19 protein-coding genes are annotated in these 19,235 nt (G+C 72.5%); 7 read left to right on the top strand and 12 right to left on the bottom strand.

Annotation, left to right across the window (positions count from 1 at the left end; genetic code table 11):
* Positions 1-4: 4 nt before the first annotated feature.
* On the bottom strand, positions 5-814 hold the full coding sequence (locus tag ABIB37_RS10410; protein ID WP_354260156.1) for an LLM class F420-dependent oxidoreductase: 810 nt from the start codon (positions 812-814) through the stop codon (positions 5-7).
* Positions 815-845: 31 nt separating this feature from the next.
* Here ABIB37_RS10410 and ABIB37_RS10405 point away from each other — a divergent pair, with 31 nt between their 5' ends.
* Complete coding sequence (locus ABIB37_RS10405) at positions 846-1,952, top strand: GNAT family N-acetyltransferase (protein ID WP_354260154.1); 1,107 nt, start codon at positions 846-848, stop codon at positions 1,950-1,952.
* Between the two features lie 6 nt (positions 1,953-1,958).
* Here the strand turns inward: ABIB37_RS10405 and ABIB37_RS10400 are convergent, their stop codons facing one another.
* The 6 genes from ABIB37_RS10400 to ffh form a co-directional block, all read right to left on the bottom strand.
* On the bottom strand, positions 1,959-2,618 hold the full coding sequence (locus ABIB37_RS10400; protein ID WP_354260152.1) for an NAD(P)H-binding protein: 660 nt from the start codon (positions 2,616-2,618) through the stop codon (positions 1,959-1,961).
* Positions 2,619-2,655: 37 nt separating this feature from the next.
* Entirely contained in the window at positions 2,656-3,411 is a 756-nt protein-coding gene (locus tag ABIB37_RS10395; RefSeq protein ID WP_354260150.1) for an iron ABC transporter ATP-binding protein, read from the bottom strand.
* Positions 3,408-4,484: an iron chelate uptake ABC transporter family permease subunit gene (locus ABIB37_RS10390; protein ID WP_354260148.1), complete on the bottom strand. Its 1,077-nt coding sequence runs from the start codon at positions 4,482-4,484 to the stop codon at positions 3,408-3,410. Before ABIB37_RS10390 ends, ABIB37_RS10395 begins: the two co-directional genes overlap by 4 nt.
* Entirely contained in the window at positions 4,477-5,457 is a 981-nt protein-coding gene (locus tag ABIB37_RS10385) for an ABC transporter permease (protein ID WP_354260146.1), read from the bottom strand. Before ABIB37_RS10385 ends, ABIB37_RS10390 begins: the two co-directional genes overlap by 8 nt.
* 90 nt (positions 5,458-5,547) lie before the next feature.
* Positions 5,548-6,540 (bottom strand): siderophore ABC transporter substrate-binding protein, encoded by a 993-nt coding sequence (locus tag ABIB37_RS10380; RefSeq protein WP_354260144.1) that lies wholly within the window; start codon positions 6,538-6,540, stop codon positions 5,548-5,550.
* 150 nt (positions 6,541-6,690) lie between these two features.
* Positions 6,691-8,232: a signal recognition particle protein gene (gene ffh, locus ABIB37_RS10375; RefSeq protein WP_354260141.1), complete on the bottom strand. Its 1,542-nt coding sequence runs from the start codon at positions 8,230-8,232 to the stop codon at positions 6,691-6,693.
* Between the two features lie 79 nt (positions 8,233-8,311).
* Here ffh and ABIB37_RS10370 point away from each other — a divergent pair, with 79 nt between their 5' ends.
* The gene (locus ABIB37_RS10370) at positions 8,312-9,475 is read left to right on the top strand and encodes an AMP-binding protein (protein WP_354260138.1); all 1,164 of its coding nucleotides are present in this window, start codon (positions 8,312-8,314) and stop codon (positions 9,473-9,475) included.
* A gap of 42 nt (positions 9,476-9,517) precedes the next feature.
* Here the strand turns inward: ABIB37_RS10370 and ABIB37_RS10365 are convergent, their stop codons facing one another.
* Both ABIB37_RS10365 and ftsY read right to left on the bottom strand, forming a co-directional pair.
* Positions 9,518-10,063: a hypothetical protein gene (locus ABIB37_RS10365; RefSeq protein WP_354260135.1), complete on the bottom strand. Its 546-nt coding sequence runs from the start codon at positions 10,061-10,063 to the stop codon at positions 9,518-9,520.
* A gap of 12 nt (positions 10,064-10,075) precedes the next feature.
* Entirely contained in the window at positions 10,076-10,945 is an 870-nt protein-coding gene (ftsY, locus tag ABIB37_RS10360; RefSeq protein WP_123698210.1) for a signal recognition particle-docking protein FtsY, read from the bottom strand.
* Between the two features lie 169 nt (positions 10,946-11,114).
* Here ftsY and ABIB37_RS10355 point away from each other — a divergent pair, with 169 nt between their 5' ends.
* The gene (locus ABIB37_RS10355) at positions 11,115-12,401 is read left to right on the top strand and encodes a TerC family protein (protein WP_354260132.1); all 1,287 of its coding nucleotides are present in this window, start codon (positions 11,115-11,117) and stop codon (positions 12,399-12,401) included.
* A gap of 7 nt (positions 12,402-12,408) precedes the next feature.
* Entirely contained in the window at positions 12,409-13,248 is an 840-nt protein-coding gene (locus tag ABIB37_RS10350; RefSeq protein WP_354260129.1) for a DNA-3-methyladenine glycosylase family protein, read from the top strand.
* Positions 13,249-13,488: 240 nt separating this feature from the next.
* Here ABIB37_RS10350 and ABIB37_RS10345 read toward each other — a convergent pair whose 3' ends face one another.
* Together ABIB37_RS10345 and ABIB37_RS10340 are read right to left on the bottom strand one after the other, a co-directional pair.
* Positions 13,489-14,409 carry a DUF817 domain-containing protein gene (locus ABIB37_RS10345; protein WP_354260126.1) on the bottom strand — a complete coding sequence of 307 codons (921 nt, stop codon included), beginning with the start codon at positions 14,407-14,409 and terminating at the stop codon, positions 13,489-13,491.
* A 13-nt stretch (positions 14,410-14,422) separates the two neighbouring features.
* Positions 14,423-15,565 (bottom strand): class I SAM-dependent methyltransferase, encoded by a 1,143-nt coding sequence (locus tag ABIB37_RS10340; protein WP_354260123.1) that lies wholly within the window; start codon positions 15,563-15,565, stop codon positions 14,423-14,425.
* A 62-nt stretch (positions 15,566-15,627) separates the two neighbouring features.
* Here ABIB37_RS10340 and ABIB37_RS10335 point away from each other — a divergent pair, with 62 nt between their 5' ends.
* Positions 15,628-16,998, top strand: a complete 1,371-nt coding sequence (locus ABIB37_RS10335; RefSeq protein WP_354260120.1) for an FAD-binding oxidoreductase — start codon at positions 15,628-15,630, stop codon at positions 16,996-16,998.
* 45 nt (positions 16,999-17,043) lie between these two features.
* Here ABIB37_RS10335 and ABIB37_RS10330 read toward each other — a convergent pair whose 3' ends face one another.
* The gene (locus tag ABIB37_RS10330; protein WP_354260117.1) at positions 17,044-17,784 is read right to left on the bottom strand and encodes an arginase family protein; all 741 of its coding nucleotides are present in this window, start codon (positions 17,782-17,784) and stop codon (positions 17,044-17,046) included.
* Between the two features lie 93 nt (positions 17,785-17,877).
* On the opposite strand from ABIB37_RS10330, the gene ABIB37_RS10325 reads away from it, so the two are divergent.
* Both ABIB37_RS10325 and ABIB37_RS10320 read left to right on the top strand, forming a co-directional pair.
* On the top strand, positions 17,878-18,549 hold the full coding sequence (locus ABIB37_RS10325) for a hypothetical protein (RefSeq protein WP_354260114.1): 672 nt from the start codon (positions 17,878-17,880) through the stop codon (positions 18,547-18,549).
* Between the two features lie 4 nt (positions 18,550-18,553).
* Positions 18,554-19,234 carry a hypothetical protein gene (locus ABIB37_RS10320; RefSeq protein ID WP_354260111.1) on the top strand — a complete coding sequence of 227 codons (681 nt, stop codon included), beginning with the start codon at positions 18,554-18,556 and terminating at the stop codon, positions 19,232-19,234.
* Position 19,235 lies beyond the last annotated feature (1 nt).

The raw sequence follows: 19,235 nt of genomic DNA, 5'->3' as shown, positions 1-19,235 counted from the left end.
CGGCTCACGCGTTCTTGCGGTCGCGCCACTCGAGGAAGGCCGGCACCCGGTCGAGCGCGTAGCCGTCGGGGCCGTCGTCGCCCGAGAGCGGGATCGTGAGCAGCCGCGTGCCCGCCGCGTGCAGCGCGTCGAGGCGCTCGAACCCCACGCCGCCGATGCCGTCGCGCACGCTCGCGCCGTTCGAGATCTCGATCTCGGCGACGTCGCGCCCGATCGCCTCGCACAGCCCGCGCAGCACGTCGAGCTTCTGCGACAGCTCGTCGGGCCCCACGAAGGAGTGCCAGATGTCGCCGTGGCGCGCGACGAGCGGGAGCGTCTTCCGCTCGCCCTTGCCGCCGATGAGGATCGGCATGCGGCCGAGCGGCGGCGGGTTCAGCTGGTCCCAGCGGGCGCGGATGCGCGGCAGCGCCTCGGCGAGCGCGTCGAGCCGCGTCCCGACCGTGCCGAAGTCGTAGCCGTAGTCGATGTAGTCGCGCTCGAACCATCCCGAGCCGATGCCGAAGACGAAGCGGCCGCCGGAGATGTGGTCGATCGTTCGGGCGACGTCGGCGAGCAGATCGGGGTTGCGGTACGAGTTGCAGAAGACGAGCGGGCCGATCTGCACGCGCTCGGTCGCGACCGCCCACGCCGCGAGCTGCGTCGTCGACTCGAAGTGCACGCCCTCCGGATCGCCAGAGAGCGGGAAGAAGTGGTCCCAGCCGAAGACGGCGTCGACGCCCATGTCCTCGAGCCGGCGGGCGGCGTCGATCGTGGCCTGCATGGGGGCGTGCTGCGGCGCGAGCTGCACGCCGATCCTGGTGGGTCGCTCAGTCATGCGATCGACCCTACGCGGCTAGCCTGGGGCGGTGACCGCAACGCCCCTCGCCCCCATCGCCGAGCGCGCCCAGGCGCCCGCCACGCTGCCCGAGATCACCGCCGGCTCGCTGACGTGGCGCCCCGCGAGCGTCGACGACGCGCCCGCGCTCGTCGCGCTCTACGGCGCGGTCGGCGACGCCGACCGCGAGCCGTACCGCGAGTCGCTCGAGGAGGTGCACGACGACCTCGCGGCGCCGTGGCGCAGCCTCGACACCGACTCGCTGCTCGGGTTCGACGCCGACGGCGAGCTGCGCGCATCCGGCTTCGTCAACACCGCGCCCGGCGACGTGCGCGCCGTGCGCGCCTTCGTCTTCGGCAACGTGCACCCCGAGCGCCGCGGCGAGGGCATCGGCACGCAGCTGCAGGCATGGCTCATCGCGCGCGCCCGGCAGGTGCTCGCCGCCTCCGGCAAGGAGCTCCCCGCGCGCATCGCCACGTTCGCCGAGGACGACGCGCCCGAGTCGAAGCTGCGGCTCCACGAGCAGGGCGGCTTCGAGATCCGGCGCTGGTTCGCCGACCTCAAGCGGCCGATCGTCGACGGCGAGCCCGTGCCGGAGGTCGCGCTGTCCGGCTCCCTGCGGCTCGTGCCCTGGTCGGACGAGCTGGACGAGCCTGCGCGGCTCGCGCACAACGACGCCTTCCGCGACCACTGGGGCAGCGAGCCGCAGACCCGCGAGCAGTGGACCAACGGGCGCAGCGAGTTCGCGCCGACGTGGTCGTACCTCGTCGTGGACGACGCACCCGACGTCGACGCGCTGCTCGCCGACCCGTCCACCGACGAGGAGACGGCCGCATCGCTGCGTGCCGGCGAGCCGCTCGTGGTGGGCTACCAGCTGGCGAGCCGCTACGAGGGCGACTTCGCGCTGCGCGGCTACTCGTTCGGCTACACCGACCTGCTCGGGGTGCGCCGCGCCTACCGCGGCCGCCGCGTCGCGGTCGTCGCGCTCGCCGCGGGCATCCGCGCGTTCGCCGCCGACGGCATGGATGCCGCGGTGCTCGACGTCGACACCGCGAGCCCGACGGGCGCCGACGGCCTCTACGCGCGGCTCGGCTACGTCAAGGTCTCCGGCTCGCACATGGCGTCGATCGAGCTCTGACCGGCCCTACCAGGGCAGCGAGCCGAGCGCCTCGGCGACCGGCGTCCCGCCGGCGTTGCAGCGGAGCGTGATGCCGCGCACCCCGCGGTGCGCGACCACCTCGGCGATGAGCCGCGCGACGGTCGCGCGCGGGATCTCGCCGGACTCGAGCGAGCCCGAGGGCTCGTCGAGCTCGATGCCGCCCTCCTCGTCGAGCGTGAGGGTGGAGGGCGCGAGGATCACCCAGTCGGCGCCGGACGCGCGGATGGCCTCGTCGACGAGCGACTTCGCCTCGGCGTAGGTGTGGAACGGGTGGTCCTCCGGCACGCCGTGGTCCCGGCGGGAGCCGAAGTAGGAGACCATCACGAGCCGCGCGCCGCTGCGCTGCACCGCGTCGAGCACGCGCAGCGCCGCGTCGTGGTCGACCGCCCAGGTGCGCTCGGCGGAGCCGCCGCCCGCGCCCGCCGACCAGACGACGACGTCGAAGCCCTTGACGAGCTCGTCGACGCCCTGCTGGTCGAGCTGCTCGAGGTCGGCGACGACGGGCTCCGCACCGGTGTCGGCGACGTCGCCGGCGTGGTCGGGGTTGCGGATGGCGCCGTGCACGGTGTGCTGGGCCGATGCGAGCATGCGCTGCGCGAGGAGAGCGATCTTGCCGTGTCCGCCGAGGACGAGGATGCGTGCCATGCCCGCAACGCTACGCGGAGCGCCTGGGCGTCGTGCCTCAGTAGTAGACGGCGAGCCTGCCGCTCGGCCCGTCGACCATCTGCACGGGCGTGTCGAACACCCGCGACAGCACCTCGTCGGTGAGCACCTCGTCGGGCGTGCCGAACTCGACCACCTGGCCGTCCTTCACGGCGCAGATGCGGTCGGCGTAGTGCCCCGCGAAGTTGATGTCGTGCAGCACGATGACGATCGTGCGCCCCAGCTCCTCAGCGGCCCGGCGCAGGTGCTGCATCATCTGCACCGAGTGGCGCATGTCGAGGTTGTTGAGCGGCTCGTCGAGCAGCACGTACTCGGTGTCCTGTGCGAGCACCATCGCGACGTAGGCGCGCTGCCGCTGACCGCCCGAGAGCTCGTCGAGGTAGCGGTGCTCGAGCTCCCGGAGGTCGACGAAGTCGATCGCGTCGCTCACGTGCCGCTCATCCTCGGGCGTCAGGCGGCCGGGCGAATGAGGGAAGCGGCCGAGCGCGACGAGCTGGCGGATGGTGAGGCGGGTGACGAAGTGGTTCTCCTGCCGCAGGATCGAGACGACGGTCGCGAGCCGCTTCGACGGCGTGCGCGTCACGTCGTGCCCCGCGATCTCGATGGAGCCCGCGTCGAGGCTCAGCAGCCTCCCCATCATCGTGAGCAGCGTCGACTTGCCGGCGCCGTTGGGGCCGACGAGCGCCGTGATGCCGCCGCGCGGGATGTCGAGGTCGACCGGCCCGATCGAGACCTCGCTGCCGTAGTCCTTCCGCACTCCTCGGAGCGTGATCACAGTCGGCCCTTCCTGAGGATGACGAAGAGGAACACGCTGCCGCCGATCAGCTCGATGATGATCGAGACGACGCCCTCCGCGTAGAACACGTGGCGCATGATGAAGTAGGCGCCGCTCAGCACGACGAAGCCGAGCAGCGCGGCGACCGGGAGGATGTACCGGTGGTCGTGCGTGTCGGCCGCCTGGTACGCGAGCGTCGCGACGAGGAACCCGAGGAACACCATCGGCCCGACGAGCGCGGTCGAGACGGCCATGAGGACCGACACGAGCAGCAGCACGCGCATGACCTCGCCGCGGTGGTGGAGCCCGAGGCTCGTGCTCGCGTCGCGGCCGAGCGCGAGCACGTTCATCCGCCGCGACAGCAGCCACAGCAGCGCGGCAGCGACGACGACGAGCGGGATCGCGATCGGCAGGTAGTCGGCATCGGCGTTCGAGACGTTGCCGAAGAGCCGCGCGCTGAGCACGTCGAACTCGCTCGGCGAGAGCAGCCGCTGCATGAAGGCCGACACCGAGCCGAGCCCGCCGCCGATGACGATGCCGATCAGCAGCATCACCTGGAGGTTGCCGTAGCGGCCGGAGAGCAGCCAGCCGTAGAGCAGCAGCGCGAAGCCGACCATGAGCGCGACCTGCAGCACGAACTGCGGCACGCCCTGGAGGGCCACGACGCCGGCGATGCCGAGCATGTAGACGGAGGTGGTCTGCACGGCCACGTAGAGCGCCTCGAACCCCATGATCGACGGGGTGATGATGCGGTTGCTCGTCACGGTCTGGAAGCTCACGGTCGCGAAGGCCTGGCAGACCGCGACGACGGCCAGGACCGTGACGCTCGTCGCGCGCATCTCGGCGATCGTCCAGAAGCCGGCGGAGCCGATCGGCATGGGGTTGTCCCAGGCGAGCAGGCCGACGCCGAACACCAGCGCGAGCACGATGAGCGCGCCGAGCACGACCCAGTAGCGGCGGCGCGCGCGCCCGGCGAGCGGTCCGGAGGTGCGCGCAGCCGTCGGGGCCGCATCCGCAGGCGTCGCAACCGCTCGCGCGCCATCCGCTGACCCCGAGCGCACGACGTCAACCACGGCGACGCTGCCGCAGCAGGAGGGCGATGAACACGATGGCGCCGAGCACGCCGAGGATGAGCGACACCGGCACCTCGAACGGCGCGATGATCGTGCGGCCGAGCAGGTCGCACGCGGTCACGATCGCGATGCCGACGAGGCACACCCATGGGAGGTTGCTGCGCAGGTCGTCGCCGCGCACCATCGACACGATGTTCGGCACGATGAGGCCGAGGAACGGGAGGTTGCCGACGACGACGGTCACGACGCCGGTCGCGATCGCGACGAGCGCCGCGCCGAGCAGCACCACGCGCTGGTAGTTCAGACCGACGTTCGTGGCGACCTCCTCGCCGAGCCCCGCGAGCGTGAAGCGGTCGGCCACGACGAAGACGACGATCGCCACGACGGCGACGATCCAGAGCGGCTCGTACTGGCCGCGCAGCACCGAGGTGAAGCTGCCGGCGAACCAGACGCCCAGGCTCTGCAGCATGTCGGTCTGCAGCGCGATGAAGGTCGAGACCGCCGAGACGACGGCGCCCATCATGATCCCGACGATCGGCACGATGAGCGACGAGCGCAGCGAGATGCGGCGCAGGAAGAGGAAGAAGAGCATCGTGCCGACGAAGGCCGCGGCGACCGCGCCGAGCATGCGCGGCAGGATGCCTGCGGTCGGCACGATGATCATGACGGCCATGAGCCCGAGCCCCGCCCACTCGGTGGTGCCGGTCGTGGTCGGCTCGACGAAGCGGTTCTGCGTGAGCAGCTGCATCACCAGGCCGCACATCGCCATCGCGGCGCCCGCCAGCACGAGCGCGATCGTGCGCGGGATGCGGGTGATCGCGAACATCTCCTGCCCGTCGCTCGCGCCGAAGACGTCGTAGACACCGGTGAGGAGCGACGCGCCGAGCAGCAGCAGCACGACGGCGATGCCGATGACGAGGCGGCCGTCGAGCAGCGGCGGGCGCGTGCTCGCCCGGACGTCGGTGGTGGTCATCGCTCCCCCGCTGGGCGCTGCGACGGCGCGACGACGGCGGCCCCGGCCACAGGACCGGGCACCGCCGCCGTCGCGCGCGTCACGGGCGGATCAGCTCGCCGACTCGAGCGCGTCCGCGAACGCCTCGAAGAACTCGGTGTAGGTCTGGATGCTCTCGTTCGTGTACGTGTCGGCGGGCATGTAGACGATCCGGTCCTCCTGCACCGCGGTGACGCCCGCGAGCGCCTCCGAGCCCTCGAGGATGTCGGCGGCGGGCGAGAAGGCCGGGTCGTCGGCGGCCACGGCCGCGTCGCGGTCCATCACGAGCATCCATGCCGGGTTCGAGGCCGCGATCGCCTCGACCGAGATGTCGTCGCCCTGGTGGTCGTCGGTCGAGCCGTCGACCTCGAGCGCCGGCGTGAGGCCGAGGATGTCGAACACCGGCCCGAGCGTGCGGCCGACGCCCGGCGCGAGGTAGCCGATCTCGCCGCCGGAGGTCGTGACCGCCATGACGGAGTCCGCGTCGTCGTAGGCCGCGGCAGCGCGCTCGATCGCGGCGTCGAAGTCGGCGACGAGCTGCGCGGCCTCCGCCTGCTTGCCGAACACCTGGCCGAGCACGGTCACCTGGCGGCGGAGCTCCTCGTCGAAGGGCTCACCCTCGCGCGGCTCGAGCTGCAGGATCGTCGCGTCGGGCACGAGGGCGGCGATGTCGGCGTCGCGGTCCGAGAAGCGCTGGCCGCTGATGACGAGGTCGGGCTCGACGGCGACGATGGCCTCGAGGTCGGGTTCGCGGTGGTTGCCGATGTCGATGATCGCGTCGTCCTCGGTGTACGAGATCGTGTCGGGCATGAGCGCGACGGCGGCGGCGCTCAGCTCGATGCCCCAGGCGTCGAGCGTCTCGAACGTGCGGTTGTCGAGCGCGACGACGGAGGTCGGCGGCAGCTCGATCGTGTGCGTGCCTGCGTTGTCGGTGATCTCGACGGTCGAGGCGGCGGCTGTCGTCTCGACGGGCGCCTCCTCGGCGGTGGCGGCCGAGCAGCCCGCGAGGAGCATCGCGGACGCGGCGAGCGCCGAGAGGCCGGCGAGCGGACGGTTCGAGGGCATGGCTGTCTCCTTGTGCTGGATGCCGCCGGCGCACTGGACCGGCGTGGGCTCAGCGGGGCGAGGTCAGCATGCGGCCGCGGGCGGCCCTGCATGTCTGACAGCAGGCTATGAGGTAAGGCTTACCTAAGTCAAATCTTTCGGCGCGGCGCGTCAGCCGTTGCCGAGCATGCGCTGCAGCGCCGCCTGGTCGGGGCCGGAGAGCTCGCCGAAGGCGCCCTCTGCCTTGGGCTTCCCGAAGGCGCTCCCCTGCGGCGCCTCCACCGCGGGCTCCTGGCGCTTGGCGGGGTTGCCGGACCGTCGCTGCTGCTTGCCCTGCGGCTTCGCGGCCTTCTTCGGCGCGCGCATGCCCGGAGGCATGGGACCCATGCCGGGCATGTTGGGCACGCCGCCCTTCGCGACCGTCTTCATCATCTTCGCCGCCTGCTCGAAGCGCGAGACGAGCTGGTTGACGTCGGTCACGGTCACGCCTGCGCCGCGCGCGATGCGCAGCCGGCGCGAGCCGTTGAGCAGCTTCGACTGCTTGCGCTCCTGCGGCGTCATCGACTGGATGATCGCCTCGGTGCGCACGAGCTCGCGCTCGTCGAACGAGTCGATCGCCTGGCGCATGCCCTTGCCGCCCGGCAGCATCCCGAGCATCTGCTTGAAGTTGCCGGCCTTGCGCAGCTGCTGCATCTGCTTGAGGAAGTCCTCGAGCGTGAAGCCGTCGGTCGCGATCGCCTCCGCCATGCGGAGGGCCTCGTCCTCGTCGAAGGCCTTCTGCGCCTGCTCGATGAGCGTGAGGATGTCGCCGAGGTCGAGGATGCGGCTCGCCATGCGGTCGGGGTGGAAGGGCTCGAAGTCGTCGAGCGACTCGCCCGTCGACGCGAAGAGGATCGGCTTGCCGGTCATGCCGCGGATCGAGAGCGCGGCGCCACCGCGCGCGTCGCCGTCGAGCTTCGTCAGCACGACGCCGGTGAAGTCGACGCCCTCCTGGAAGGCCTTCGCGGTCGCGACCGCGTCCTGGCCGATCATCGCGTCGATGACGAACAGCACCTCGTCGGGCTGCACGGCGCGACGGATGTCCGCGGCTTGGCGCATCATGTCGGCGTCGACGCCGAGGCGGCCGGCCGTGTCGACGATGACGATGTCGTGCTGCTTGCGCTTGCCCTCGGCGACGCCGTCGCGGGCGACGCGCACCGGGTCGCCGACGCCGTTGCCGGGCTCGGGGGCGAAGACGGGCACGCCCGCCTGGCCGCCGACGACCTGCAGCTGCGTGACGGCGTTCGGTCGCTGCAGGTCGCTCGCGACGAGCAGCGGCGTGTGCCCCTGGCCGAGCAGGTGCTTCGCGAGCTTGCCCGCGAGGGTCGTCTTGCCGGCGCCCTGGAGGCCGGCGAGCATGATGACGGTGGGCGGCTGCTTCGCGAGCTCGAGCCGGCGCGACTCGCCGCCGAGGATGCCGACGAGCTCGTCGTTGACGATCTGCACGACCTGCTGCGCGGGGTTGAGCGCCTCGGAGACCTCCGCGCCGAGGGCCCGCTCGCGCACCGCGGCGGTGAACGACTTCACGACCTCGAGCGCGACATCCGCGTCGAGCAGGGCGCGACGGATCTCCCGCACCGTGCCGTCGACGTCCGCCGCCGAGAGCTTGCCCTTCGTCCGCAGCTTGGCGAGGGTCTCGGTGAGGCGGGTGGAGAGTGAACCGAAGGCAGCCATGATGGGCCGAGTCTACCGATCCGACTGGCATGCTGGTGGCGAGCAGGCCGCGCCTGCCGCCAGCACGAGGAGGGTCCGGATGCGTCTTCGAGGCATGCCGCCGTCGCACGCCAGGTCGCTGGCGCGCAGCGTCCGCTTCCACGGCTTCACCATCACGGCCCTCGCCCGCCACGCGGCGCGCGTGCACCGCGACAGGCTCGGGCTCGTCGTGGACGGCTGGAGCGTGACCTTCGGCGAGCTCTGGAGCGCGGCGCAGGGCGTCGCCGCGGTGCTCTACCTCGGCCCGCTCGACCGCACGCCGAGGCCGGTCGTGATCGCGTGCGCCGGACCCGCGATGCCGCTCTCGCTCATCGCCGTCGCGCGGCTCGGGCTCGACGTCATGCCGGTGAGCCGCGGCTCGCTCGAGGAGTTCCGCCGCGCCGTGCCGCAGGACGCGCTGCTCATCCACGATGGCGAGGCGCCTGCCTGGCACCGCGGGCCGACGGTGCAGGCCGAGCAGATCGTCGCGTGGTCGACGAGCGACGGCTCCGGGCTCGCCCGACCGCGCCGCGGCGCGCGCATCGTGCTCCCCGACCGCTCGCTCGCCGGCACCATCACCACGCACGTGCAGGGCGCGATGGGCGTGCAGGGCCTGCGGCAGCTCGCCGGCCTGCACGACCGGCTCGGCATCGAGGGCACCGACGTCATCCTCACCTGCGCGCCGCTGCACCGCGGCAAGGGATTGCAGCTGCTCGGCATGGCGCTGCTCACCGGCGCGACGCTCGTGAGCGCCGCCCACACGCCGTCGGCCGATCGCATCCGCATCATCCGCGACCGCTTCGTGTCGGTGCTCTCCGCCTCACCGAGCCAGCTCGCCGGCATCCTCGACGAGCTCGAGCGCACCGGCGAGGCGCCCCCGCGGCTGCGCCGCATCGTGGTCGCCGGCCAGGATGTCGACGCCGACCTCGTGCGCCGCCTCCACACCGTCTGGGGTCCGATCGTCCTGAGCGCCTACGGGTCGGTGCAGACCGGCACGGTCGCGGTCGCGACGCCGGAGCTGCTCTCGGCGCATCCAGGCACCGTCGGGCGACGCCTGCCCGGCAGCGACTTCGGCATCGTCGGCCACCGCGGCCGCGGCGACGCGAGCGGCCTGCTGTGGGTGCGCGGGGCGCACTCGACCGTGATCACCGAGGACCGCGCCCGCATCGAGGACGGCATGCTGACGATCGTCGGCCCGCTCACGCAGCCCGACACGTCGGACTAGCCGCGAGAAGATGCACGGGTCCGCGAACGCGGCTCATCCCGGTCATGCCTCGTGCCGTCCGCTCCGAGTCGCGAGCGGCTGGGTCGCGCCTGCGACGCCGTCTCCGAGCCACAGGTTCAAGCGCTTCACGGTCTCCTCGACGGAGCGTCGGGTACCGGCGTTCGACCTGAAGCGCAGGGGTGGTCGTCCGACCATGCGCACTTCGATCGAGCAGAGGTCCGGATGCACGTTCAAGTGGCTGAGCGAGACGACGTCCGTCGCCGCGTCGCAGTCCTCCACGGTCGAGAATCGCTCGATCGCGCGGCGCTCGAGGCGAACGACCGAGAGACGCTTGATGAAGATCGCCTCGTGCTCCGTGACCAGCACGCGACAGCGCCAACCCAGCGCCAAGAGCGCGAGCGTTCCGCTCAGGAGCATCGCCGAGGCCATCGACCACACGAGCCAGTCCCGCTCCGCGAGCGCATGACGACCGACCATCACGATCAGGAGGGGAGCCGCAGCGAGCAGCAACACGTTGAGCTGGAAGGGATTGGCGAATTGCGTTCGGGACCCCGCAACGGGCGTCGCCCTCAGTCGCCCGTCCGTCACGACCGACCTGCTCTACCCGACGAGCTGCTCGACGAAGACGTGCGGCGTGAACCCCGTCAGGTCGTCGATGCCCTCGCCCTGGCCGATGAGCTTGATCGGGATGCCGGTGCGCTCCTGCACCGCGAGGATGAACCCGCCCTTGGCGCTGCCGTCGAGCTTCGTCACCACGAGGCCCGTGATGCCCGCGTGCTCGATGAACGCCATCGCCTGGTTGACGCCGTTCTGGCCGGTGGTCGCGTCGAGCACGAGCAGCACCTCCGCGATCGGCGACTGCTTCTCGATGACGCGCTTGATCTTGCCGAGCTCGTCCATGAGCCCGCCCTTCGTGTGCAGGCGGCCGGCGGTGTCGATGATGCACATCGAGTGGCCGTGCGCCTTCGCCGCCTCGACGGTCTGGAAGGCGACGGATGCGGGGTCCTGGCCCTCGCGCTCCGGGCGCAGGATCGCTGCGCCCGCGCGCTGCGCCCAGGTGGCGAGCTGCTCGACGGCCGCGGCGCGGAACGTGTCGGCGGCGCCGACGACGACCGACTGGCCGTTCACGACGAGGAAGCGGGCGAGCTTGCCGATCGTCGTGGTCTTGCCGACGCCGTTGACGCCGACCACGAGGATGACCGCGGGCCGCTCCTTGAGCGCGAGCGTCGGGTCGTACTCGGCGAAGCGCTCCTCGAGCCGCTCCCGCAGCATCCGGCGCAGGTCCTGCGGGTCGTCGACCATGAGCCGCTCGACGTCGGCGCGCAGCGCGTCGACGAGCTGCTCGGTGATGTCCGGGCCGAAGTCGGCCGTGATGAGTGCCGTCTCGAGGTCGTCCCAGGTCTCCTCGGTGATCGTCTCGCGCTGGAACATGCCCCGGAGGGCGCCGGTGAGAGACCACTTCGCTGCCATGCGTCCATGCTAGGCGGGCAGCCGCTAGACTCGGCTCCGGCGAAGGGGAGTATCCCGACTCGCCGCGATCGTCATCACGGAGCCCGATGCTGCGCTCCCGGTCGCGGCGGCGCGTGAAGCGCGGGAGAGACGTTCGCGCCCGTTCGCGCACCCATCGGAAGGCCGTCGCTTGACTCCCTATCAGATCTTCGAGATCGCCTCGATGGCGATCCTCGTCGCCATCCTCATCTTCGACCTGCTCATCGTCATCAAGCGGCCGCACGTGCCGTCGATGAAGGAGGCGACCGGCTGGGTCGTCGTCTACGTCGCGCTCGCGCTCGTCTTCGCCGGCGTGCTCTTCGTGATGGGCGACGCCCAGCACGCGGGCGAGTTCGTCACCGGCTGGCTGCTCGAGTACTCGCTGTCGATCGACAACCTGTTCGTCTTCATCATCATCCTGAGCCGCTTCTCGGTGCCGAAGGAGATGCAGCAGCGGGTGCTGATGATCGGCATCCTCATCGCCATCGTGCTCCGCGGCATCTTCATCGTCGTCGGCGTGCAGCTCGTCGAGCAGCTCTCGTGGCTCTTCTACATCTTCGGCGGCTACCTGGTCTACGTCGCCTACAAGCAGGCGTTCGGCCACGACGACGACTCGGGCGAGAAGGACAACCTCGTCGTCCGCCTGATGAAGAAGCGCGTCAACTTCACCGACACGTGGAACGGCGGCAAGGCCACGCTCACCGAGCAGGGCGTCCGCTACTTCACGCCGTTCCTGATGGTGATCATCGCGCTCGGCACGACCGACCTGCTGTTCGCGATCGACTCGATCCCCGCGATCTTCTCGGTGACGACGGATCCGTTCCTCGTCTTCGCGTGCAACATCTTCGCGCTCATGGGTCTCCGCCAGCTCTACTTCCTGCTCGGTGGCCTGCTCGACCGCCTCGTCTACCTGCACTACGGCATCGCGGCGATCCTCGGCTTCATCGGCGTCAAGCTCGTCTTCCACGCCATGGAGGAGAACGAGCTGCCGTTCATCAACGGCGGCCAGCACATCGAGTGGGTCCCCCACATCGAGACCTGGCACTCGCTGCTCGTCATCCTCGTCTCGATGGTCGTCGCGGTCGTCGCGTCGCTCATCAAGATCCGCATCGACGCCAAGCAGACCGGCGACGCATCGCTCCACCTCGGCCCGTCCGAGGCCGAGCTGGGCGCCGACGGCCACTACCACATCGTCGACGCGACCGGCCGGACCTTCTACCGCCCGCTGCGGGTCGAGCACTCCGAGACCGGCACGCTCCAGGTGATCGACGCGAAGGGCACCGAGGCGCCCGCCGCCGACTTCCACGAGGACGTGCTGCGCGAGGCCGCTCGCGAGGACATGGACCCGGATGCGCTCGATGAGCTCCGTCGCCGCATCGCGAAGGGCGAGAACCTCGACGCGCGCGAGCTCGACGAGCGCGGCGACCGCAACGTCTGACCGACGCGTGACCGGGGCGTCCGGCATCCTCGCGTGGCTCGCGCCGCGCGCGGTGCCGGGCGTCGAGGTCGTCGGGCCCGATGGCTACCGGCGGTCGCTGCGCGGTCCCCGCGTAGCGACCGCGGCCGTCGCCGACGACGTCGCCACGACAGCCGACCCCGACCTCGCGCGAGTCTTCGACCTGCACCGGGCAGCCGGTGGCACGGATGCTCGGGCCGATGCGGATGCGCGCCTCACGTGGGCGGCGGAGCGGCACGGCGTGCCGGCGCTCGCCGACGCCATCGCCGCACAGCCGGCGCTCGCCCAGCCGGGGTGCGCCGACGCGCACGAGATGCTCGTGCGCGCGATCGTCGGGCAGCAGATCTCGGTGGTCGCGGCGACGCAGCAGCTCGCGCTGCTCGGCGCGCTCGGCGACTCGTTGCCGCCGGAGCTCGCCGACGACGGCATCGAGCGCTGCTTCCCCACGATGGCGCAGGTCGCAGACGGCGCCGACGTGCTGCGCGGGCCCGCCGCGAAGACCGCGACCGTGCGGCGGGCGGCCGAGGCGGTCGCGAGCGGCGCGATCCCCCTCGAGCGCTCATCCCACGCCGGCACTGCCGACCTCGAGGCGATCCGCGCGCAGCTGCTCGAGCTCAAGGGCATCGGCCCGTGGACCGTCGGCTACCTCTCGCTGCGGCTCGGCGATCCCGATGTGCTGCTGCTCGGCGACGTCGCGGTGCGGAAGGGCGCCCGGCGGCTCGGCATCGGCGACGGGCTCGCCGATCTCGCCGCATTCGCCGCCGACTGCGCAGGCCACCGCTCCGCGCTCATGCTGCGCTGCTGGGCGGCGGCGAGCGAGCCGGCCTGATCGAACCCTCGACCATCGGTCGAGGCCGGTTCGCCGACGGGGCTTGCGCTCCGTCGGTGCGAGGCGCATGCTGATGCGACCCTCTCCGGAGGGTGACCCTCCTCGGAGGGCCGGAGGCCCCGCACGCTCATACCGCGCGGGGCCTCCTCCTCGTCAGCGGCCGTCGCGCCGGCGATGGAGCCCCGGATGCACGAAGCCCGGCCACCTCATACGTGGCCGGGTTCCTGTGCCGCCATCAGATCAGTCGCCGTGCACGCCGTCGCGCAGCGGTGACGGCGTGTCGGCGCGCGCGTGCACGGCCGGCTGCGGACGGTGCACGAGCGTCACGAGCACCACCGACAGGATCATCAACAGGAACCAGCTGACGATCTTCGTCCACGACACCGGCTGCCAGCCGCCGACCTGGTCGGGGTAGGCCCAGGCGCCGCCCCAGGTCGCGATGTTCTCGGCGCCCCAGATGACGATCGCGACGAGCGCGAACGCCGCGAGGATCGGCATCCACAGGTGGGTGCGCAGCACGCGGAAGCGCATGGTGCACGCGCCCCACAGCAGCACGATCGCGGCGACGAGCACCCAGCGCAGGTCGATCCAGAAGTGGTGGAGGAAGAAGTTCGCGTAGATGCCGACCGCCACCACGATCGTCGCCCAGAGCGGCGGGTAGCGCGTGAAGCGCAGGTCGAACATGCGCATCGTGCGCACCATGTAGGAGCCGACCGCGGCGTACATGAAGCCCGAGAACAGCGGCACGCCGCCGACGCGCAGGATGCCCTCCGCCTCGTAGGCCCACGAGCCGACGTCGGTCTTGAAGAGCTCCATGACCGTGCCCGCGATGTGGAAGAGCGCGACCACCCAGAGCTCGCGCAGCGTCTCGAGCCGGAAGCCCAGCATCGCCAGCTGGATGAGCACGGCCGCGACGGTGAGCGCGTCGTTGCGCGCGACGGCCGCGTCGTCGGGCCACCAGAGCCGCGCGGCGAGGATGCAGGCGAGCAGCAGGCCGCCGAAGACGCTCGCCCACGCCTGCTTGAGCGTGAAGACGCCGAGCTCGATGACGCCGCGTCGCCAGCGCGAGCGGCCGCGGCCGTCGAGCAGCCGGTGCGCGGCGCGGTCGATCGCCTCCTCGACCGCGGTGAACTCGCGGGCCGACGCGGATCGGGCGTTCATCGGGCGGGCGCGGTCACCGACGCCGCGTGGCGGTGACGACGAACTTCGCGTTGCGGGAGACCTGCCGGGTCTCGCCGATCCGGTCGAGCAGCGGGCGGTAGCCGAGGTGGCCGTTCCACACGCACCACAGCTCGCCGCCGGGCGCGAGCGCCCGACCGGCGTCGGCGATGAGCCGCTCCGCGATGCCCGTGTGCACGGCCGCGCCGATGTGGAACGGCGGGTTCAGCAGGATCAGGGGCACGGAGCCGTCGGGCACGTCCTCGAGGCCGTCGGCCTGCCGCACGACCACGCGGTCCTCGACCGCGTTCGCGGCGGCCGTCGCCCGCGCCGACGCCACCGCCGCGGCAGAGGCGTCGGTCGCGAGCACCCGGATGTCGGGGTGCGCGAGCGCGAGCGCGACGCCGAGCACGCCGGTGCCGCACGCCAGGTCGACGACCTGCGGCGCATCCGCTGCGAGCGGGCGGTCGAGGATCTCGGGCAGGTGCGCGAGCAGCGTCTGCGCGCCGATGTCGATGGAGGTGCCGGCGAACGCGCCGCCGTGGGCCGCGACGATGAGCGGCTCCCCCGCGACGTCGTGCCGGCGCGTGCGCGGCCAGCTGATGCCGGGCCGACGCGGCGCCTGCGCACGCAGCACCCGCGACTTGCGCCAGCCGAGCGACGCGTGCACGCTGCGGAAGCTGCGCTCGAGCAGCGCGTTCATGCTCATCGACATGTGCTTCACGCGCCCGCCGGCGACGAGCACGACGCGCTCGTCGGCGTGCGTGGCGACGAGCTCGGCGATCTCGTCGAGCTCGTCGAGCGACCTGGGCAGCTGCAGCAGCACGAGCCGCGCGCCCTCCACGAGCGAGGCGTCGAGCTGGTGGTGCGCGTAGCCGGTCATGCCCGCCGCCGCGGCGTTCGCGTCGAGCGCCCGCTCCCCCACGATCGAGTCCTGGTGCACCCGCACGTGCTCGGCGCCGTCGTGCAGCGCGCCGAGCGTGAGGGCCCCGTGCCGGTCGCCGATCACGACGACCTCGGCGGGCATCCGGCCCTGTGCCATCCCCCCGGCCGCCTGGTCGAGGACGAGCGCGTCGCTCGCGTCGTGCGCCTGCAGCGCCGCATCCTCGACGTCGGGCCACCGGCGGAGGCCGGCGAAGAGGGCGTCGCGGTCGGTCACCCGTCGATCCTCGCACCTCGCGACTCTGGCGGGCGTCCGTCGCAGGGAGTACGTTCGCCCGCGTGACCACGGAACAGCGTTACGTCGCCCCCGCCGCCCTCACCTCCCTCGCCGACACCCTCCGCGGCCGCCTGACCACCCCCGACGACCCCCACTACGACGCCGAGCGCTCCCCCTGGAACCTCGCCGTCGACCAGCGCCCCGCGGCGATCGCCCACCCCGCAGGCGTCGACGACCTGCAGGCGATCCTCGCCTTCGCCCGCGACAGCGGCGCGACCGTCACCGTCCAGCCGAACGGGCACGGCGCCTCGAGCGCGCTCGAGGGGGCGATCCTCACGCGTCCCGCCGCCTTCGACCGGCTCGAGATCGACGCGGATGCGCGCACCGCGGTCGTCGGCGCGGGCGTGCAGTGGGGCGCGGTGATCGCGGCGCTCGACGGCACGGGCCTCGTCGTGCCCTCCGGCACGAGCCGGGTCGTGAGCCCCGCCGGCTACCTGCTGGGCGGCGGCCACTCGTGGCTGAGCCGCTGGGCCGGGCTCGGCGCGCAGTCGCTGCGGGCCGCGTGGATCGTGCGGCCGGACGGCACGCACGAGCGCGTCGACGACGCATCCGACCCCGACACCATGTGGGCGCTGCGCGGCGCCGGCGGCGCGGTCGGCATCGTCACGGAGCTCGAGATCGACCTGCTCGAGGCGCCGACGCTCTTCGGCGGCTCGCTCGTGTTCTCGGCCGCCGACGGACCCGCGGTGCTGCGGGCCGTGCGCGATGCGGCGGCAGACGCGCCCGAGGGGCTCGGTCTGTTCGTCTCGACGATGCGCATGCCGGACGCGCCGATGCTGCCCGAGGAGGTGCGCGGGCGCAGCTTCACGACCGTCGACGTGCTCGCGCGCGCGGAGGCGGACCTCGCACCGCTCGCCGACCTGCGCGCCGTGGCGACGCCGGTGCGCGAGCAGCTCGGAGCGACGACCCAGGCGGCGATGGCCGCGATGTCGATGGAGCCCGAGGACCCGTCGCCGAGCCGCGGCAGCTCGATCGCGCTCGAGGGGCTGCCCGACCCGGTGATCGACGAGCTGCTCGAGTGGCGCGCGCGGCCGGAGCAGGCGGCGCTCATCGGCGTGACGATGCGCATGCTGGGCGGTGCGCTCGACGCGCCGCAGCGTCCGGGCTTCGCGACGCTCGCGGGCGCCTCGTGGCTCTCGATGGGGCTTGCGCCGATGTTCCCCGGCGCACCGCCCGAGGCGGGCGCGGCGAGCCTCGCCGGTCTCGACGCGCTGCTGCGGCCGCACTCCTCCGAGCGGATGGTGCCGACCTTCCTCGGCGAGGACGACACGCTCGAGCGCTGCGCGACCGCCGACGACCTGGCGCGGCTGCGCGCGATCCGCGACGCCGCCGACCCCGACGGCGTGCTGCACGAGGGGCGACTCCCCCGCTGACCTCGCAGCTGCTCGGCGAGCCAGGCGGCGGCTCAGCCCGACGGCTCAGCGCGATCGCTCGAGCGCTCCCCGCGCAGCCTCGGCGATCGCCCGCATCCCGGCCGACGCGCGATCCGCCGTCGTGCACGCGAGGCTCACCGCGGCGACGTCGTTCCCGTCGACGATCGCGGTGACGACCTCCACGACCCGCTCGAGCGACGGTCCGCCGCCCACCGGGAACAGCAGGCCGGGGAGGTCCGCGCCGTCCACGACGTCGACGTCGACGTGGAGCACGACCGGTCGATCGGTCTCCACCGCGTGGAGCGGCTCGTGCCGCGCCCGCGAGGCGGCGAGGAAGGCCGCCTCCGGCGGGTCCAGGTCGCGGCCGTCGAGCAGCATCACGTCGCCCTCGTCGAGCGGCCGGAGGCCCAGCGCCTCCGGGACCGTCCGGTCGGCGCCGCCGAGCAGCTGTCGGATGGGCATGCCACCCAGGTAGCCGGAGGCGCTCGTCTCCGGCGACTGCACGTCGCCGTGGGCGTCGAGCCAGACGACGACCGGGTCGTCGCCGGCGCGCTGCACGCCGGCAACGACCGCGAGCGCCGCGACGCAGTCGCCCGAGAGCACGAGCGGCACCGCACCGCGCGCACGCTCCGCGGCGACCGCATCCGCGATGCCGCGAGCGATGACCGCCATGCGCTCCCACGGCGCTGCATCGGGCAGCGACGGGTCGAGCACGGTCGCGGCGTCGAGCGGCCAGCCGCCGCGCAGCCGCTCGTCGAGGTGGAACGGCGACAGGATGACCGGCATGCGGTCACGCTAGCCCGAGCGCGGAGCGCTGGACGTGCGAATGCCGGAGAACGTTGGGATGTGCTTCGCGCGGCGCCGACCTAGCGTGATGCCATGAGAAGCATCGTGCTCGGCGGCATCGCGGCCGCATCGCTCGCCCTCGCCCTCGCCGGCTGCGCCTCGACAGCCGGCAGCGCTCCGGACGTCCCTGCGTCACCGGGCGCGACCTACAGCCCTGCTGCTCCAGCCGCACCGGTCGGTACGGGCGCCGACGCGCAGGCACGGCTCGCCGACCTGCCGACACCGAGCGCGACCGAGCCCGTGCTCGCGATCGGCACCGTGCTCGAGCAGGACGGCGGCGCGATCCTCTGCGTCGGTGCCGTGGCCGAGTCCGCGCCCCCGCAGTGCGACGGCCCGGAGCTGCTCGGGTGGGACTGGGCCGCGTTCGACCACGAGGAGACCGGCGGCGTGCGCTGGGTGCAGGGCGTCGCCATCGAGGGCACCTACGACGCGGAGGCGCAGGCCTTCACGCCGACGGGCGAGCCGACGAGCGCCGCCGCCATCCAGCTGCCCGCGGTCGAGACGCCCGAGGGCGAGCTCGACGAGGCGACGATCGCGGCCGTGCAGGAGGACCTGACGAGCATCCCCGGGCCGAACATGCTCGGCAGCTGGGGCGAGCGCGGCACGGTCGTGCTGAACGTCACGTACGACAACGGCTCGGTGCAGGCCGCGATCGACGACATCTACGGCGACGGCGTCGTCTTCGTGGTGCCAGCGCTACGGTGAGCCCATGAGCAGGCTGCACACCGCCATCGTCGGGGCGGCCACCCTGCTGGTCCTGGCGGGCTGCGCGGCGACGGCCGGCAGCGGCTCTGCGACACCCCCGTCTTCGGAGACAGCGACGGTGCCACCCGCTCCGTCATCGTCCGCACCGACAGCGGACCCGGAGATCGGTGAGACGGCCGACACCCGATTCGGCGAGCTGCCGATGCCGAGCGCGACCGAGCCGGTGCTCGCTGTCGGCACGGTCATCGATTCGGGCACGCCGATGCTCTGCTTCAACGTCGCCACGTCGTACCCGCCGCAGTGCGGCGGGCCGGCGATCGTCGGCTGGGACTGGACGGCCGTCGCGCACGAGGAGGCGTCGGGCGTGCGCTGGGCCGACCTCGTCGCGCTGCGGACCACCTACGACGCCGAGGCGTTCACGGTCACGCCGACCGAGCCGCCGCTGGACCCCGCGGCGCTCACGATGCCGGCGCGCGAGATCCCCGCCGGGGACCTCGACCAGGCGTCCTTCGCGGCGCTGCAGGCGGATCTGCTCACGCTCGAGCGGCCGGATGTGCTGGGGCACGGAGGCGAGAACGGCACCTACGTCGTCGATGTCGTCTACGACGACGGGTCGATGCAGGCCGCGTTCGACCGGGTCTACGGTGACGGCGTCATCCACGTCACGTCGTGGTTCGTCGACTGAA

Source organism: Agrococcus sp. UYP10 (assembly GCF_040547205.1).
Taxonomy (GTDB): Bacteria; Actinomycetota; Actinomycetes; order Actinomycetales; family Microbacteriaceae; genus Agrococcus; species Agrococcus jenensis.
The sequence above is the reverse complement of the archived record's forward strand: the minus strand, read 5'-3'. Positions and strand labels throughout refer to the sequence as shown.

Coding starts and splice junctions, on each gene's coding strand:
- ABIB37_RS10410 (WP_354260156.1), bottom strand. CDS start 814: ATGACTGAGCGACCCACCAGGATCGGCGTGCAGCTCGCGCCGCAGCAC.
- ABIB37_RS10400 (WP_354260152.1), bottom strand. CDS start 2,618: ATGGCACGCATCCTCGTCCTCGGCGGACACGGCAAGATCGCTCTCCTC.
- ABIB37_RS10385 (WP_354260146.1), bottom strand. CDS start 5,457: ATGACCACCACCGACGTCCGGGCGAGCACGCGCCCGCCGCTGCTCGAC.
- ABIB37_RS10380 (WP_354260144.1), bottom strand. CDS start 6,540: ATGCCCTCGAACCGTCCGCTCGCCGGCCTCTCGGCGCTCGCCGCGTCC.
- ffh (WP_354260141.1), bottom strand. CDS start 8,232: ATGGCTGCCTTCGGTTCACTCTCCACCCGCCTCACCGAGACCCTCGCC.
- ABIB37_RS10370 (WP_354260138.1), top strand. CDS start 8,312: ATGCGTCTTCGAGGCATGCCGCCGTCGCACGCCAGGTCGCTGGCGCGC.
- ftsY (WP_123698210.1), bottom strand. CDS start 10,945: ATGGCAGCGAAGTGGTCTCTCACCGGCGCCCTCCGGGGCATGTTCCAG.
- ABIB37_RS10345 (WP_354260126.1), bottom strand. CDS start 14,409: ATGAACGCCCGATCCGCGTCGGCCCGCGAGTTCACCGCGGTCGAGGAG.
- ABIB37_RS10330 (WP_354260117.1), bottom strand. CDS start 17,784: ATGCCGGTCATCCTGTCGCCGTTCCACCTCGACGAGCGGCTGCGCGGC.
- ABIB37_RS10325 (WP_354260114.1), top strand. CDS start 17,878: ATGAGAAGCATCGTGCTCGGCGGCATCGCGGCCGCATCGCTCGCCCTC.
- ABIB37_RS10320 (WP_354260111.1), top strand. CDS start 18,554: ATGAGCAGGCTGCACACCGCCATCGTCGGGGCGGCCACCCTGCTGGTC.